The sequence below is a fragment of the Burkholderia sp. genome (genome assembly GCF_018375725.1).
Lineage (GTDB): Bacteria > Pseudomonadota > Gammaproteobacteria > Burkholderiales > Burkholderiaceae > Burkholderia.
Window position 1 is genome coordinate 1 of the sequence record NZ_JAHACR010000064.1, and the last position, 17,097, is coordinate 17,097.

Consider the following 17,097-nt stretch of genomic DNA (forward strand, 5'->3'; position numbering starts at 1 on the left):
ACCGGTACGGCGACCGTAGCCGCCATGTGAAAATATCGGCGCTGATTTCCGCAATGGGACTCGCGGGCGCGACCGTCTTCGATGGACAACTGGTGCCGACGCTGCTGTTCATGACCGTCGCCGTTTCGATGATGTACGCGGCGTACACGGTGTTCTGGGCCATGCCATCCGAATATCTGAAGGGCGACTCGGCGGCGGGGGGAATTGGCCTGATCAACACCCTCGCACTCGCGAGCGGATTCGTCAGTCCAAACATCATCGGTTTATCCACGAAACTGACGGGCGGTACAAAGGCCGGCATGGCCGTGATGGTCGTGCTGCTGATCATCGGAGGATGCCTGGGATGGCTTCTCCGGCGCCCGGCGTCACGGCAGGACGACGCATCGTCGCCGCTGGCCGCCGGTACCGCGGATCAGGCATAGGCGCCGCGATCGAGTCGCAAGGATACGCAATCGAGCGGTTCCGGCGCGTTTCACCAAGGACATATCAAATGGCTACACATCCGCATCCCACGCGCCTCGCAGTGGCAGGCCTGTTTCATGAGACCAATACCTACGCGACGGAGTACACGGGGCCGACGCCGCTCGCGGCATTCCGGCAGTACCGCGGCGACGAAATCGAGCGTGTTTCCCGAAACTCGAACGATGCGGTCGGCGGATTCATCGAAGGCGCGTCCGGCAGCGGCGCGAGTCTCGTCCATACCTATCTGGCCGGCGCGACGCCTTCGTCGACGATCGAAGCCGGCGCGTATGCGCAAATGAAGCAGAGCATACTCGACGGGATTCGCGACGCGCTGCCGGTCGATGGCGTCTTGCTGGCGCTGCACGGCGCGGGCGTGGTCGAGGGCGTGGACGATCTGGAGGGCGATCTCCTGCGTGCGGTTCGCGCGCTCGTCGGCCCTGCGATGCCCATCGCGGCGGTCTATGATCTTCACGGCAACATGACCGACGAGATGCGGGAAGCGTGCGATCTGACATTGCCGTGCAGGCTGTATCCGCATACCGACCTGCGCGCGCGTGGCGCCGAAGCGGTCGAGCTGCTGCTGCGCATGATTCGCGGCGAACTGCGGCCGGTTGTCCGCATGCGTCGGCTGCCGATGCTCTCGTATCTGGTCGGCACCCAAAGCGGCACCGTCGCGGCACAGGTCAATGCATTGTGTGCCGAGCTTGCCAGGCAGGACGGGGTGATCGACTGCGCGTGGTTTCACGGTTTCCCCTATGCGGATATCGCGTGGCCTTGTCCGGTCGTCGTCTGCACGACCCATGGCGATGAGGCGCTGGCACAGCGCTGCGCGGACGAAGTCGCGACATGGATCTGGGATCACCGCGACGCGTTTGTTCCGAGTATCGTCTCGCCGGCAGAAGGCGTTGCTCGGGCGCTGGCGGAATCGGCCGGCCCGGTGGTGGTCAACGAACGTTCGGACAATCCGGGCGGCGGCACGCCGGGCGACGCGACTCATTTGCTGCGTGCGTTGCTGGAGGCCAATCCGCCCGCGAACACGTGCTGCTTCGCGTCCATCAACGACCGGGCCGTGGTCGAGCAGGCCGTGCGGGCGGGCGTGGGATCGACGATACGTGTATCGCTCGGCGGCAAGCTGGGGCGATTCCAGGGCGCGCCGGTCGAAGCGGACGCCTATGTGAAAGCCATTACCGACGGACGATTCGTAAACCGGCCGGGCTCGATGCTCGAGGGCATGCAATTCGATCTCGGCAAGATGTGCCGGCTCGAGATCAAGGGCGTGGACGTGATCGTGGCGTCATCTGCGCAACAGGTTTTCGATCCGGAGCCATTCCTGCTTCACGGGATCGATGTCACCCGGATGAACGTGGTCGCGCTCAAGAGTGCGAATCATTTCCGAGCCGGCTTTGATTCGCTCGCGGCCGACATTATTTCCGTGGACGCGGAAGGACTGAGTACAACGCAAGTCACGTCGTTTCCCCGTCACCGCCTCGCGCACAGACTCTGGCCGATGGCGGACGATCTTCAGTTCGCCACGGGCATGGCGTGTGCCTGAGATCGACGCCGCGTGATCGGCATGTGCGCCGGGTCTGGTGTGCATGCCAGCAGCTTGCCCGACGGCATCACGCCGGCATCGAACCCGCCGACCGCATGCTTTCGCAGGCGCCGCTTCCGCTGCGGCGACGCATCGGGCATCAGGCCGGATCAATCCGCAGCGGCTCCGCGGACGTTGCCGTATAGCGCGTCGGGCATACGCCGACATATTCGCGAAATCCCCGGCTGAAATTGGCGACGTCGCTGAATCCGGTCTTTGCCGCAATCTGGGTGACCGTCAGCCTGCGTTCGTCGAGCAACCTGCACGCGTACGTGAACCGCGTCCGCTGGCACACGCCCCTGAACGTTTCGTTTCGTCTGCCGAGATAACGATTCAGCGTACGCACGGTCACGTTCATGGCCGTCGCGACCTCCTGTCTCGTCAACTGGAAGTTCCTGCTCTCGGTCAACATCATTTCGATCAATTCAACCACGTTGTCCGCGTCGACCGGGGTGCGGGCGCGCGCTTCGCATCGCGCTTCGGCGACCTGCTTCGCGCGCCGGTTGGCCATCGGCAGCGGCGTGTCGAGCAGCGAAGCGGCGAGCACCACGGTCACGCCGGGCGTGCTGCGCTTGCCGAAACGGTAGCGCGTGAATCGGCTACCCAGGTATCGACGAACATCCGCGGGCTCGTCCGTCGACAAATGGATCTCGAAATCGTCATTGCCCGGACCCAGAATGCCGTCGAGCTGAACCTGGAACGCGACCGCCAGTGCTTCGACGAAGTACCGGAGTGTCTGGTTTTTCATCGCGACGGTCGGCGTGAACGTGATTTCCGCAAAGGCGCCAAGTCGCACATAGCGCATCGCGACGACCGGCACGATCAAGTGGTAGTAGCGCGCGGCCAGACGCACCAGCTCCTCCAGCGTGCTGCTGCTGAGCAGCGCATAACCGAGCAGGCCATGCCCGGTGAGCCGGGCCCGCTGCCCGACCTTCAGACCGAGGTGCATGCATCCGCTTGCGGCGCTGGCCGTTTCGATCAGACAGTCGAGTTGCGTAAGCGTAATGGTGCTGTCGGGGTCGTCGAGCGCACGGATGTCGAGTCCCGTGGTCGTGGTGAATTCGCGAAGGTCCGGCACATGTTCGGCGACGATTTGTGCGAGGCCGGTGTAGTAATGGCCCGGCAAGCGAAAAGAAGTATTGCGCACTGCCTGTCTCCTGATGCTCGCGCCCCGACGGCGCTGTCCCGATCGGACAACGAAGTGTCCCATTTCGATAACGGCACGACAACTCGGGTTGTCCATCATATGTCGACCGGATGCCTGAAACACCAGGCCCGGAAAACGACACGCATCCGGCAATGCGAATCGCCGCCCGCATCGAGCATGACTATCCCGATTCGACGCGCTCGCCGGTTGCATGCCGATCAGACAGGGTGCGCGGCGCGCGGACCAGGCTCGAGCCGGGACGCGGCGCCGTGCCATCAATGGAGAAGACAGGATGTTCTATCAAGACGTAGCGACCGAATGCATCGACGATGCATCGATTCCTTGGGTGCCGATGTCGGAGAAACTGCCGGGCGTGATGCTGAAGTATTTCAAGCTCGATCCGACGCGTGGCGAAATGATCGTGCTGATGAAGTCGCCGGCACAAGGTCAGCTGCCGAAGCATCACCACACGGGAACGGTGATCGTCTACACGCTGCAGGGCCGCTGGAAATACCTCGAGCACGACTGGGTGGCCGGCCCGGGCAGTCTCGTGTTCGAAACGGCCGCGTCGAGCCATACGCCGGTGGCGTTGCCCGGCGACGACATCATCGCGCTCAACATCGTGCAGGGCGAACTCGTCTATCTCGACGACGAAGATCGGATCATCTCGAGCGACAACTGGAAATCCGCGCTGCAGCGCTATCTGTCCCATTGCGAGAAGCACGGCATCGAGCCGAAGGACATCACCGCGTTCGGCGAGTGAGCGCGTTCACAGCGAATCGTCCCGTAAGCATTCCACCCGGGACGCCTGTCTTGCAGATCCTTAATCGAACCGATTGACATGAAATCGAATCTTCTTCGTCTTGCAGGAAAACGCGCGTTTATCACCGGTGCTGCCGGCGGGCTCGGCAGTGCGATCGCACGCCGCATGGCCGAGCAGGGTGCCAGGGTGTTCCTGACCGACAACGGCGACGCATCGGCGCTGGCGCGGCTCGCGGATGAGATCAATAGCGCGCACGGCGAGCGGGTCGCATGGACCGCCGTTCAGGACGTACGCGACGAAGCCTGCTGGCAAGCGCTGCTCGGCGAGGCCGCTCACGCGATGGGCGGCGTGTCCGTGCTCGTGAACAACGCAGGCGTGGGCTCGCGCGGCGGACTCGCGTCGATCGAGCAGAAAGAATGGCGGCGCGTGATGGACATCAACGTCGAAAGCATCATGCTCGGGTGCAAGCACGCGCTGCCTTACCTGAGCGATGCGCAGCCGGCGTCGATCATCAACATCTCGTCGGTTGCCGCGTTCCGGGTCGACCCGGATCTGATCGCATACAACACGTCGAAAGCCGCGGTGGCGATGCTGACGAAATCGATCGCGATCGATTGCACGCGCAACCGCATCGACGTGCGCTGCAATTCGGTCCATCCGGCCTACGTGCGCACCGGCATCGTCGCGCAGGTCTTCCAGCAACTCGGCGACGAAGCGGCGACGCGGGCGCTGACGCGCAACATCCCGATGGGGCGGCTGGGCGAGCCGGACGACGTGGCCTATGCCGTGCTCTATCTCGCGTCGGACGAGAGCCGTTTCGTGACGGCATCGGAGCTGGTCGTCGACGGCGGCCTGTGTCCGGCGTGAACGGAAGCGGGGATCGCGCGTCCGCCGGCTGATTCGGCGTGACGCGTATCCCCTGATGGAATGGCTGTTCGCAGACTGTCTCGAGGAGTCTCATGTCTTCCAGTGCCGAAAAATATACCGATGCGGTGGCGTCCGAGTTGCAACGACAGATCGACAAGCTGTTTTCGAAGGTGACGAGACGCCTCGTCCCGTTTCTGTTCGTTTGCTATCTGTTCAGCTACATCGATCGTTCGAACGTGGGGTTCGCGCAACTCCAGATGAAGACGTCCCTCGGATTCAGCGACGCGGCGTACGGCATCGGCGCGACGATGTTCTTCGTCGGGTATGCGCTGTTCGAGGTACCCAGCAACCTGCTGCTGCAGCGGATCGGCGCACGCGCGACGATTTTCCGGATCATGCTGCTGTGGGGCGCGACGTCCGCCGCGATGATGTTTGTCCGGACGCCGGCCGAGTTTTACGTGATGCGCTTCCTGCTCGGCGTGTTCGAAGCCGGATTTTTTCCGGGCATCGTGTTTTATCTCACGTCCTGGTTTCCGTCCAATCGCCGGGCGAGCGTCCTGGCACTGCTCCTGACCGCGAGCGTCGCATCCGGGATCGTTACCGGTCCGGTTTCCGGCGTGGTCCTGAAGTCTTTGCACGACGTGGGCGGGCTGGAAGGATGGCAATGGATGTTCGTGGTCGAAGGGGTGCCCACGATGCTGATTGCCGCTCTCGTATTCGTGCTGTTGCCTGATCGGCCCGATCAGGCGAAATGGCTCGATGCCGACGAGAAGGCGCTGATCCGGCGTGAACTTGCGGACGTCGGCGGTGTGCGCGAGCGCGGTTCGCTGGTGCACGTGCTGCGCGACCCACGCGTCTATTTGCTGGCCTTCGGCATCTTCGTCAACGGATGTGCCGGTCATTTTCTTGCGTTTTGGGTGCCGACGCTGATCCGCGAACTCGGCGTCGGCGACCCGCGCACGATCGGGCTGTATACGGTGATTCCGAGCCTGATCGGGATCGCCGTGATGATTCTCTATGGCAGGCATTCGGACCTTCGCAACGAGCAGCGGCTGCACTGGGCGTTCGCGTCCGTCGTGGCTGCCGCCGGATATTTCATGCTGGCTCGGTCGATTCCTCACAGCCTGCCGTGGGCGCTCGTCGCGCTCACATTCGGCGGCTCGGCGCTGGTGTCTTCAACGCCGATTTTCTGGGTGATGGTGACACGCTACTTCCCCAAAGGCCGGGTGGCAGCGGGCATCGCGTTCGTCAATTCGCTGGGGTGTCTTGCCGGCGGAAGCCCGGCGCTCGTCGGTCTGATCAAGACGCAAACAGGAAGCCTGGTTCCGGCGATCGACGCGATAGCCGTCTTGCTGTTGAGCGCGGCGGTCATCGTCACGCTGGGCATGCGGCGTGCGTTGGCGGCGGCCGACGACGGAGCCTGCGCGCAGCAACGGCATCGTCCGCTCGATGCCGCCGTCACTTCAAGCCATGAGGAGGCAAGATGAACGATTCCGAAACCAGGCACGGCGTCACGACTGAAGAGTGGCAGGCGCGCGTCGATCTCGCCGCTGCTTACCGTCTGACCGCGCTGTTCGGATGGGACGATTTGGTGTTTACGCATATCTCGGCGCGGATTCCGGGCACCCACACGTTTCTGATCAATCCATACGGGATGATGTTCGACGAAATCACGGCGTCGTCGCTCGTCAAGATCGATCTCGACGGCAACAAGCTCGCGCCGTCGCCGTACGACATCAATCCGGCGGGCTTCACGATCCACAGCGCGGTGCATGCGGCACGGGAAGACGTCGTGTGCGTGATGCACACGCATTCGCTGAATGGTGTCGCGGTGTCCGCGCAGGCCGACGGACTGTTGCCGCTTTCGCAGCAGTCGCTGCTGGTGCTGAGATCGCTCGGGTACCACGACTATGAAGGCATTGCCGTCGAGCCGGAAGAAAAACCCCGGCTGGTGCGCGACCTCGGCGACAAAAGCGCGCTGATGTTGCGCAACCACGGTTTGCTCACGGTCGGCGCCAGCGTGGCCGCCGCGTTCGTCGCGATGTATTTCGCCGAAGCCGCCTGCGCGATCCAGGTGCGCGCGCAGGCCGGCGGCGGTGCGCTCGTCACGATCCCGCAAGCCATTCTCGACGGGATTTCCCGGCAATCGAGGATCACGACACGCGGCTCCGGGCCGGAAAAGCTCGTGTGGCCGGGCTTGCTGCGCCGTCTCGATCGTCGCAATCCGGGTTACGCGGACTGAGCGCTGCGAGGCCGCATGGTTTGGAAACCGAACGGAGAGTCGGAAACCTATTCAACCCGGCTGGGCGGGATCGATCGACTGTGAGAGGGCGAGCAATCGTCCGGCGGTCAGGCGTGCTCTGAATGGGCACGCCTTGAGGGGACATCTGGTGAGAACTAGATCGATACAGACAACGACAATGGAAGGAGACAGGCATGCGTTTATCCATACTGTGCAACTGCGGTATCGCGCTGACGCTCGCGTCGAACGCGGCTGTGGCCGACGATTCGCGCGTGACGTTGTATGGCGTCGCGGATATGTATTTCCAGTATCTCGGGAACGGCGGCGTACATTCGTTTTCGGAGAAAAGCTCGGGTGCGTCGATGTCGAGATTCGGGATGACGGGTACCGAGGATCTCGGCGGCGGCTTGCAGGCCAAGTTCGTGCTCGAGAACGGCTTCAATCTGAACAACGGTTCGCTGTATCTCGACTCCACCGCGATGTTCGTTCGCCAGTCGTGGGTCGGCCTGCAGCACGAGCGGTACGGTTCACTCACGTTCGGGCGTCAGTACGGCCCCGGTTTCTACCTCGCCTATCCGACCGACCCGTTCGGATTGAACGACGCGACATCGCCACTTTCCGCTTTTGCCTCCGCGATCGATCGCAGGACGCTCGCCACGCAATACGACACCGGCCGCACATCCAATTCGGTCCTCTATCAGTCGCCGGTTTTCGGCGGCTGGCGACTGCGCGCGATGTATGCGTTCGCGTCGACCGTGACGCAACCGCTTCCGCAGACGAGCGGCAATGAATTCGGCGTTGTGCTCACTTACTCCGGAAACGGTTTGTACGCGGGCGTCGGCTATGGCAATCAACGCTCGGGAAGGCTGTCCTTCCCAGGGCTGCCGGCGCAGCTGGACATGCCTTCGGCGCAGTACTTCGGCGCGGCGCTTGCGTATCGCTGGGGGATCGTCAATTTGCAGGCGAACTACACGTACAACAGGCCGGATGACGCATCGCCCGGTTCGCTGACCGCCCGACTTGGCAGCGCACACTCGTACAGCGTCGCGGAAGTGGGCGCGACGATCATGGCGACGCCACTTGACTCAATCGAGATCGCCGTCGTGGAGCGTAATGTCCGGGGCGCACACGACAACGCGATTGGCGCGCAGATCGGCGTCGACCATTACTTGTCCAAGCGAACGAGCATTTATGCCCGCGCGGGATGGATCAAGAACAACGGGAGTTCGACCGCCAGCTGGACGGGTGTGGCGGTCAGCTCGCCGAGCACATCGCAGGTGCTTGCTGGCGTCGGCATCACGCATAAATTCTGATCCGGATTCAGTCCCGCTGCGGGATGCCGAGGACGACCGGGTCCGTCATGTGGGAGACGCAGCCATGTGGTACGGACCCGGGCGTTGGCTTTCCACGGGTAAATGCGGAATTTTTCATCGGTGACGGACTTGAAGAAATATGATTTCGATGATCTCGTAAATGCATCGATGGCCGAATGGAATGTGCCGGGACTGGCGCTTTCGGTGATCGAGGATCATCAAATAATTGAAATGAAGGGCTATGGTTTCTGCGACATGGAAACCCATATGCCGGTGTCGATCGATACGCAGTTTCTTCTATGCTCGATCACCAAGTCATTTACTGCCGCTGGTCTCGGTGTATTGGTCGATGATGGCCTACTCGATTGGGACAGGCCGGTTCGCGAATATTTGCCGGAGTTTCGATTGCATGACGATGCATCGACCGGAAGCGTGACCGTTCTGGATTTGCTTTGTCATCGCACTGGCCTGCCTCGGCACGACTGGATTCATGCGCCGGGCGATCTTTCCACGAGTCAAATTATTTCTGCTTTACGCCATCTGGAACCCAATTGCAATTTGCGGGCTGCTTATCAGTACCAAAATCTTGGATATCTGGTGGCGGGTCATATCGCTGAGCGTATTGCGGGCATGAAATGGGAGTCGTTTCTTGCCGATCGGCTGCTTGAGCCGCTCGGATTCACCGATTTCGGCTTTTCGATAGCGTCTCTTGCGTGCGCGCCAGATCACGCTTGCCCTCATGTCATTGACGGTCGTGAGGCGCGACGTGCGAATTGGGCGCCTATGCGCGCACTTCCGGCCGGCGGCCTGAATGCTTCCGTTTCGGATATGGCGAAATGGATGAAATTTCTGATGAGTGACGGAAGATGCGACGGTCGATCGATTTTATCGCCGGGTGTCATCAACCAGATGTCGATTCCGAGAGTGCATGTCGGAGAGCCGATGCTCAGTGAAATCGAAGATCCGCACTATGGACTCGGTTTGCTGTTGGGGCGCTACCGCGGGGAGCATGTATGGGCGCACACGGGGTCGTGGCTTGGCTGGGGAACAATAATGGCCATGATTCCCGAGCGGAAGATCGGCGTTGCTGTTCTGACCAATTTGGAGCCGTCGCATGCACGGGAAGTTTTGATTTATTCAATTTTTGATCAATTATGCGATCATCCGGCCACTGATTGGCTTGCACATTTCAGTGCGAAGCGCCAGCAGAATTTCGTGCCAGAAAGGCCGGATACGGAATCTCATCAAAAACCACGCCATTTGAATACGGTGCCTGCGCATGCAATGGATCGTTATGTGGGCGATTACGAGAATGTGGCGTATGGGTGCATCTCGATTACCCGTGAGGATAGTGCGCTGATGTGGTCATGGAGAGGCATGGCCGGGCGTCTCAATCATCGCGATGATCATGTTTTCACAGTTCCGACCAAAATACTCGATCTGAATCCGGACGGCTTGCCACTGACTTTCTACTGCAATCAGGACGGAGTGATCGATCGCATCGCCGCGCCTTTTGAGCCCAAAGTCTCCGATATTGTTTTTCGGCGTGTCTATGCGGCTCGCTAACACATTCATCCACGAAGCGAGAGCAGATGATGGCGGTGGCGGGTTTGGACAATGCGGTATGGGTCGAGTTGCCGTTCAGAGCGAATGTATGCAAATTTATACGGACGCCGGCGTAGGATCCGCGCGCCGGTCGGCTGCATGGGTGCATGCCGCTTGCCGGTGACACCCGATCCGTAGAGAACGAGCAGCACGATCTCCTGCGCCGCCCTGGCGCCGAATGCAACCAGCCATCGAAAAGACGGGTGCGGTGAAGTGCGCCTGGGAAGCGATTGAGCAATGACGATTCCTGTCGGCTAACTTCTTCGCGACTGGCCTCAGGTGTGCCGCGAAGGGCGCCGCTATCGAAATTCTTGTCGCGTGCAGCGTCCACACGTGCTTGCCTCGCGCGATCCCCATACCACATCGAATACGTCCGCCGCACGCTCCTGAAACTGCCGCTTCCACGCTCTGACTCAGTTGGGCCGAAGATCGAACCGCGGTGCCAGTTTGGCGTGCGCCCCGTCGCTCCTGATCGCCTCCGCAGTCGCGTTGCGCGCTGCTGAGTACGCCCTGCCAGTTCTCTTCTCCCTCGTTTCGATTTATTTCCCGGCATGACCGGGCGGCGGTTCCGGCAACTCCACTTATCTGGTTGCCCGAATTTGCGCGACGGCATCTGTTCGTGCGTCTCATTTTTTGCCCGCCAGTTCGACGGAACGATTTTTCGCCTATTGGTAATCACACATCGAGCTGTGGCCGGATTCGTTTCTTGCTGTTTTCGAAAATGCTTAGGGTGAGTGTAAAAAGTTATGAATATAAGACGAGTCTTAAGGATTTTTTAAAGTTCGGGCATTTGTCTCATATATCTGACTTTTGGAAATCACTAGAATCTGTCGGTGAAAATTATTTCAGTTGTGTGATTTGCGTGACACGTTTTATTTGATTTGATGGGGGCTGTAATGCTGCATATTGCGGTGGGGAGGGGCGGGTATGTGAATTGTTGGTGTCTTTGATGCGGCGGCGATGAAGGCGCCGTGTTTTTCCGGCGAATCGAAATCGCCGGTTCAATTTGGGTAATTATCGGAAGGCGAAACTGAAATGAAAAAATACACACTGCTGATGTCGGTCGCCGGTCTCGCATTTGCGACGATGAATGCCGCACATGCGTCGGATGGCACGATCAGCTTTACGGGGTCCGTGATTGCGTCGACCTGCAAGATCAACGGCGGCACGAACGACCTGACCGTTGCGCTGCCGAAGGCCTCGACCAACCAGCTGACGGCGGCAGGCGCAACGGCCGGCCGTACGCCGTTCAAGCTGACGCTGTCCGGCTGCACGACCGACAAGAAGGATGAGGACGGCAAAACCGTCATTCCGGCGCCGGTGAAGAAGGTGTCGGTGGCGTTCGAACCGGGGCCGAACGTCAACCTCGAGACAGGGCGTCTCAAGCTGGCCGGCGCGGATGCGGCGGGCAACGTGGAGATCGGCATCCTGAACGACAAGTACGAGCCGATCAAGATCGGCGCCGAAGGTTTTGCGCAGGGTGCGCAGATTGCCGACATCGACACCGCGGAAGGCGGCACCGGCACCGCAACGCTGCAGTTTGCCGCTCAGTACGTCGCGACCGGCGCCGTCACCGGCGGTTCCGCAAATTCGTTCGTCACCTACTCGCTGATCTATCCCTGATGACGCGACGCGTTAATTGAAAGACCGACCGTCGAAAGACGGTTGGTCATCGCATCGCTTTTTGGGAAGGACGTGACCGCAATCGAGTTCGCCTTGAAACAGGGAGGCAAAAAATGAAGGTTCATATTCCGCGCCGCATGCTTGCGTTCCTGATGTTCGCGCTGCTTAGTCCGCTCGCGCACGCGAGCGTGACGTTATCGGGCACGCGCGTCGTATTCGTCGCGAGCGAGAAGGAAGTCACGATCCAGATGACCAATGACGGAAAGCTGCCGGCGCTTGTTCAGTCCTGGATCGACAAGGGCGACCAGCAAGCGTCGCCGGACGATATCGATGTGCCGTTCGTGATCACGCCGTCGATTTTCCGCATCGAGCCCGGTCGCGGGCAGACGCTGCGGATCATTCATACGGGCGAGTCATTGCCGGCCGACAAGGAATCGCTGTTCTGGCTGAACGTGCTCGACGTGCCGCCGAAGGCGACAGACGACCAGGACGTCAATCGGCTGCAGCTTGCGTTTCGCACGCGCGTGAAACTGATGTATCGGCCGGACGGCCTGTCCGGCGATGCGTCGAGCGCGCCCACGCAACTGACGTGGCGCATCGCCGCCGATTCCGGGCAGCGCGCCGTGCTGGAGGCGACCAACCCGACGCCTTACGTCGTCAACCTGTCCGGCATCGCGCTCGTCGTGGATGGCAAGACGTTCGATGCGGGCGTGGGATTCGTGCGGCCGGGCGAAAAGGCCCGGTTTCCGATCAAGGGCGCGCTCGGCGCGGATGTCGCCAGCGGCAAGGTTGTCTACAGCAGCATGGATGACTGGGGCGCCAGCCATGCCCATCAGATGGATGTCGCGAGATGACCTTGGCTGCCGGCGTCACAGTCATCGGCCCGCTTGATCAATACAACCCAATCGACATAACGACGAGGAACAGGCGAATGATGGAGAAGCGAGTTGCAGATATGGGGCTCGGCTATCGACCGCGCCTGAAGCCGATCTGCGCACTGCTTCTCACGATTATCGCGGGGTGGCAGGCCGAGGCTTGGGCGGACAAGGACGATTCCGAGCGGTTCCAGACCGCGCAGACGGATTTTGCGCAAGTCGAGTTCGAAAGCGGCTTCCTGAACAACGGCGGTGCGATCGATGTGTCGCACTATACGCGCGGCAATGTTGTGCGCGCGGGCGTCTACAAGCCGGATATCTATGTGGACGGGCGCTGGGTCGGACGGACCGACGTGCAGTTCAAGGCCGCGCCGAACACGCCGGACGCGCAGCCCTGTTTCGACCGCGCGTTGCTGGACCGGATCGGCGTCGACCGTTCGCGCCTGCCGCAGGATATTCGCGCGACGCTCGAAGAGGACGATGCGTGCATGCGCATCGGTCAGGCGATCCCGGAAGCCTCGGCGAGTTTCGATTTCGGCAATCAGCGGCTCGACCTGAGCATTCCGCAGATTGCGATGCGGCGTCACGCGCGCGGTTACGTGAGTCCGGACCAGTGGACGGCCGGCGTACCCGTTGCGATGCTCGGCTACAACGTCAACGCGTACCACGCGCAAGCGAGCGGGACGCGCGGCACGACCCAGGGCTACGTCGGGCTGGACGGCGGCTTCAACGTGCAGCGCTGGCATTTTCGACACAACGGTTCGCTCAGTTGGGACGACCGCGGCCGACGGCGCTACGAGAACGTCGCAACGTACCTGCAGCGCGACATCGCCGCGTGGTCGTCGCAACTCGTCGTGGGCGACACGTACACGTCCGGCGACCTGTTCGACTCGACATCGTTTCGCGGCGTGCGGCTCTCGACCGACGACCGCATGCTGCCGGAATCGCAGCGTGGCTACGCGCCGACAGTGCGGGGCATCGCGAACTCGAACGCGAAGGTCACGATTACGCAGAACGGCGTGAAACTGTATGAGACGACCGTCGCACCGGGCGCGTTCATCATCGACGATCTGTATCCGACCGGGTATGGCGGCGATCTGCACGTGGCCGTGACCGAGGCGGACGGCTCCGTTCACACATTCTCGGTGCCGTTCGCGGCGATCCCGCTGTCGCTGCGCCCGGGGCAGAACCGTTACAGCTTCACGGCTGGCACGGTCCGCAACCTGAACCACACGTCGCCGCTCTTCGCGCAGGCGACGTGGCAGCGCGGTTTCACGAATACGCTGACGGGTTACGGTGGCGTGACGGTCGCGGAAGGCTATCTCTCCGCGATGCTCGGCGGCGTGCTGAATACGTCGTGGGGGGCGATCGGCGCGGACATCACGCATGCGACGACGCGGATTCCGCATGAGCGGCGCCATGCGGGCCAGAGTGTGCGGATCAGTTACGCGAAGACCGTCGCCGCAACCGGCACGAACGTCGCGATCGCTGCGTACCGCTATTCGACGAACGGTTTCTTCGGTCTCACCGATGCGATGCGGGCTCGTGACCAGGCGAAGGGCCGCACCGGCTCGACAAGCCTTTACCGCCAGCGCAACCGGGCATCGCTGACGCTGAGCCAGCAACTCGGCGACAAGTGGGGCAGCGTGAGCGGAACCGCGTCGGCGGCGACGTACTGGAACCGCAGCGGATCCGATGTCGATTACACGGTCGGCTACAACAACGCGTTCCGCAACGTCTCGTACAGCGTGTCGGCCACGCGTCAGCGCAACGCGTTCGCGGGAGCGAGCACGCTGGTCTACGTCGGACTGTCGATTCCGCTCGGCCGTGCGAGGCCCGCGACGTTGTCGACGAACTTCAGTCACGACTCGCGCGGGTCGGCGCAATGGCAGACCAGCCTGTCCGGCGCGGTGGGGACGGACAGCAACCTCGGATACGGCGTGAACGTGATGCACCGCACGGGCGTGCGCACCGCGCAGACGAGCGGCGGCGCGAACGTCACGTATCGCGGCGCGTGGGCGGAGCTGAGCGGCAGCGTGGGCGCGAGCGCCGATTACCAGCAGTATTCGGTCGGCCTGCGTGGTGCGCTCGTCGCGCATCGTGGCGGCATCACGCTGTCGCAGCCGTTGAGCGAAACGTTCGCGATCGTCAAGGCGCCGCATGCGGCCGGTGCGCGGATTACCAGTGCGACCGGTGTGCGCGTCGATCGGAACGGTTATGCGGTCGTCCCGTATCTGTCGCCGTTCGCGGTCAACGACATCGGCATCGACCCGAAGGGTTTGTCGACGGACGTCGAGTTGCAGGAAACCAGCCAGCGCGTCGCACCATTGGCGGGTGCCGTGCCGATGCTTGTCTTCAAGACCGTGTACGGCCGTTCGGCCGTGATCCGCGCACGTCAGACGGACGGGGCGCCAGTGCCGTTCGGTGCCACTGTCACCGATGCGAAGGGCAAGAACGTCGGCGTGGTCGGGCAGGGCGGGAAGATTTTTGCTCGTGGCCTGGCGGATCACGGCGAGCTCAACGTGCGGTGGGCGGCCGTCGACGCGCCGTCGGTCTGCAAGCTGTCGTATTCGTTGCCGGTGTGCGAGCGTTCGGCGAAATCGCCGCTCCAGCGTCTCGACCGGCCGTGCGTCGCGGCGTCGGACGCCGGCTTTGCGCCGAATGTCTCTGGCCGCGGCGTCGCGCCGGACGTATGAGGTTTGCCGGTGCGCCATATGCGGCGCGCCACGATGCGCGGCCACAAGGGCCGCGTCGGCATCACGGCGTTTGCGGGCGCACCGGCAGTCGCAACTGCACGCAGGTGGATGTGTGGCCCGATCGACGCCGAGTCATGTGTTTGGGGGAGCGGGTATGTGCCGGCAACGGTCGGTTCTCGATATCGAATTGACGGTTAGACAGCCGTTCCACCGCATCGATTGGGTTGTCAATAAGATTGGGGGGCTATGAAAATGAAAAATGCGCTTGTGTCGCTCGTCATGCTTTTGGCGACAGGTTTATATTCGTCGTATGCCGGCGCGGCGTCTATTTATGCTTTCGGTCATTCGGAGATGACGGTTCCGGCAGGCGTGACTACCGGTACGGTTTTTTCTCGTTATACGTTTACTCCGAACGATTTGTGCGGAAAGATTCAATGTGAAATAACCGGGGCCATCAGATATAACAAGGGAAACATCTGGGCTTCGGGGGTAAATGGCGCATCGCTTGAGACCAACGTTCCGGGCGTGTCGGTGATCCTGAGGCTCGATGGGCGAATCGTGGACAGTGATCGCTTCAATGGAAGCTTTTCCAACGTCGGGGAAGTCCAGTTGGTGAAAAACAATAACGCCATCGCGAGCGGAAAATTTGCGAGCGGCTCATTTAATATGTACTTCATTTTGAACTACAAGGATGGCCTGTTCGGAGACAGCTCATCGATCTATCTTGCCGGCAGTGTCCGTGCGATTGCGGGCGCGTGCAAGGTGCCGGGCGCGGAAATCAAATTGCCGGACGTCAGCCTGGGGCAATTCGGCGGTGTGGGTTCGACGATAGGCGCGACGCCGTTTGTATTGAGGTTTAACGAGTGCCCGGCAGGATTCAATCGTGTCGGGTTCGGGCTCTTTCCTGTCCATGGCGTCGCCGCCACTGTGCCCGGTACATTGAAGCTGGCCCCCGATTCGACGGCTACGGGCATCGGCGTCAAATTAACCGAGCATTCCGGAATGCCTGCCCAGTTCGAAATATCGCAGTCGCTCGTCGAATACGACAGGAGCACGGGTGGCAGCTACACGATTCCGATGGTGGCCGCTTATGCCAGGACGGAGACATCGATTCGGGCGGGCCCGGTTAAAGCCATGATGGTCGTGCTCCTGGATTATCAATAGACGGGTGATTTGACCGGGGACGTCCGCATGACGATCCCCGGTCGATTCACGGCGCGACGTGTCGAGACGTCGCTTCCCGAGACGCGCTCACAACGCGTCGGCGGATGCCCGGTCAACCAGGGAAATTCGCGCGACGCTCAGCTGTTCACCGTCTGATACGCCGGGTAATCCGTGAGCCCCCGCGCACCGCCGCCGAACAGCGTGTTGCGATCATGCTCCGCAAGCGGCGCACCGATGCGCAAACGTTCGGGCAGATCCGGATTCGCGACGAACGGCCGCCCGAAAGCGATCAGATCCGCCCAGCCGTCGGCAATGGCTTCGCGCGCACGCTCGGCGGTGTACTTGCCCGCATAGATGAGCAGGCCCGGAAATGCCTTGCGGAGCTTCCACTTGAACTCGACCGGCATCAGCGGGGCATCGTCCCAGTCCGCTTCCGCGATATGGATGTAGCCGACGCCAAGCTCGCCGAGCAGCTTTGCCGCGGCGAGATACGTGGTCTCGGGGTCGGCGTCGACGCAGCCGTTCAGTGTCGTCAGCGGCGCGAGGCGAATGCCGACGCGCGACGGGTCGCCGGTGCCTTCGATCAGCGCCTGAGCGACTTCGGACAGGAAGCGCAACCGGTTCTCCAGCGAGCCGCCGTATTCGTCCGTGCGCGCATTCGCGTTCGAATCGATGAACTGGTTGACCAGATAGCCGTTTGCGCCGTGCAGTTCGACGCCGTCGAAACCCGCCGCCGCGATGGCGGCGAG

At 61.7% G+C, this 17,097-nt stretch carries 12 protein-coding genes and 2 pseudogenes; 12 read left to right on the forward strand and 2 right to left on the reverse strand.

Annotated elements, in window-relative coordinates:
* Window positions 1-422, forward strand: a pseudogene (locus KH616_RS10415) (MFS transporter); the annotation flags it as partial.
* A gap of 68 nt (window positions 423-490) precedes the next feature.
* The gene (locus tag KH616_RS10420) at window positions 491-2,014 is read left to right on the forward strand and encodes a M81 family metallopeptidase (RefSeq protein WP_292243839.1); all 1,524 of its coding nucleotides are present in this window, start codon (window positions 491-493) and stop codon (window positions 2,012-2,014) included.
* 139 nt (window positions 2,015-2,153) lie between these two features.
* On the opposite strand, the gene KH616_RS10425 is transcribed toward KH616_RS10420, so the two are convergent.
* Window positions 2,154-3,200, reverse strand: coding sequence for an AraC family transcriptional regulator (locus KH616_RS10425; RefSeq protein ID WP_292243840.1), 1,047 nt, complete (start codon window positions 3,198-3,200; stop codon window positions 2,154-2,156).
* A 292-nt stretch (window positions 3,201-3,492) separates the two neighbouring features.
* Between KH616_RS10425 and KH616_RS10430 the strand changes: the two genes are divergently transcribed.
* The 10 genes from KH616_RS10430 (at window position 3,493) to KH616_RS10475 (ending at window position 16,348) form a co-directional block, all read left to right on the forward strand.
* The gene (locus KH616_RS10430; protein WP_292243842.1) at window positions 3,493-3,963 is read left to right on the forward strand and encodes a 2,4'-dihydroxyacetophenone dioxygenase family protein; all 471 of its coding nucleotides are present in this window, start codon (window positions 3,493-3,495) and stop codon (window positions 3,961-3,963) included.
* A 78-nt stretch (window positions 3,964-4,041) separates the two neighbouring features.
* Entirely contained in the window at window positions 4,042-4,830 is a 789-nt protein-coding gene (locus KH616_RS10435) for an SDR family oxidoreductase (RefSeq protein ID WP_292243844.1), read from the forward strand.
* A gap of 92 nt (window positions 4,831-4,922) precedes the next feature.
* Window positions 4,923-6,317, forward strand: a complete 1,395-nt coding sequence (locus KH616_RS10440) for an MFS transporter (RefSeq protein WP_292243845.1) — start codon at window positions 4,923-4,925, stop codon at window positions 6,315-6,317.
* Window positions 6,314-7,072 carry a class II aldolase/adducin family protein gene (locus KH616_RS10445; RefSeq protein WP_292243847.1) on the forward strand — a complete coding sequence of 253 codons (759 nt, stop codon included), beginning with the start codon at window positions 6,314-6,316 and terminating at the stop codon, window positions 7,070-7,072. Before KH616_RS10440 ends, KH616_RS10445 begins: the two co-directional genes overlap by 4 nt.
* A 194-nt stretch (window positions 7,073-7,266) precedes the next feature.
* Window positions 7,267-8,385, forward strand: a complete 1,119-nt coding sequence (locus KH616_RS10450; RefSeq protein WP_292243848.1) for a porin — start codon at window positions 7,267-7,269, stop codon at window positions 8,383-8,385.
* 129 nt (window positions 8,386-8,514) lie between these two features.
* Complete coding sequence (locus KH616_RS10455) at window positions 8,515-9,951, forward strand: serine hydrolase (RefSeq protein WP_292243849.1); 1,437 nt, start codon at window positions 8,515-8,517, stop codon at window positions 9,949-9,951.
* A 1,074-nt stretch (window positions 9,952-11,025) separates the two neighbouring features.
* Window positions 11,026-11,613, forward strand: coding sequence for a fimbrial protein (locus KH616_RS10460; RefSeq protein ID WP_292243850.1), 588 nt, complete (start codon window positions 11,026-11,028; stop codon window positions 11,611-11,613).
* 113 nt (window positions 11,614-11,726) lie between these two features.
* Complete coding sequence (locus tag KH616_RS10465) at window positions 11,727-12,467, forward strand: fimbria/pilus periplasmic chaperone (RefSeq protein ID WP_292243852.1); 741 nt, start codon at window positions 11,727-11,729, stop codon at window positions 12,465-12,467.
* A gap of 77 nt (window positions 12,468-12,544) precedes the next feature.
* The gene (locus KH616_RS10470; protein ID WP_292243853.1) at window positions 12,545-15,184 is read left to right on the forward strand and encodes a fimbria/pilus outer membrane usher protein; all 2,640 of its coding nucleotides are present in this window, start codon (window positions 12,545-12,547) and stop codon (window positions 15,182-15,184) included.
* 246 nt (window positions 15,185-15,430) lie between these two features.
* Entirely contained in the window at window positions 15,431-16,348 is a 918-nt protein-coding gene (locus tag KH616_RS10475; protein ID WP_292243855.1) for a fimbrial protein, read from the forward strand.
* A gap of 137 nt (window positions 16,349-16,485) precedes the next feature.
* Here KH616_RS10475 and KH616_RS10480 read toward each other — a convergent pair.
* Window positions 16,486-17,097 (reverse strand): annotated as a pseudogene (locus KH616_RS10480) (alkene reductase); the annotation flags it as partial.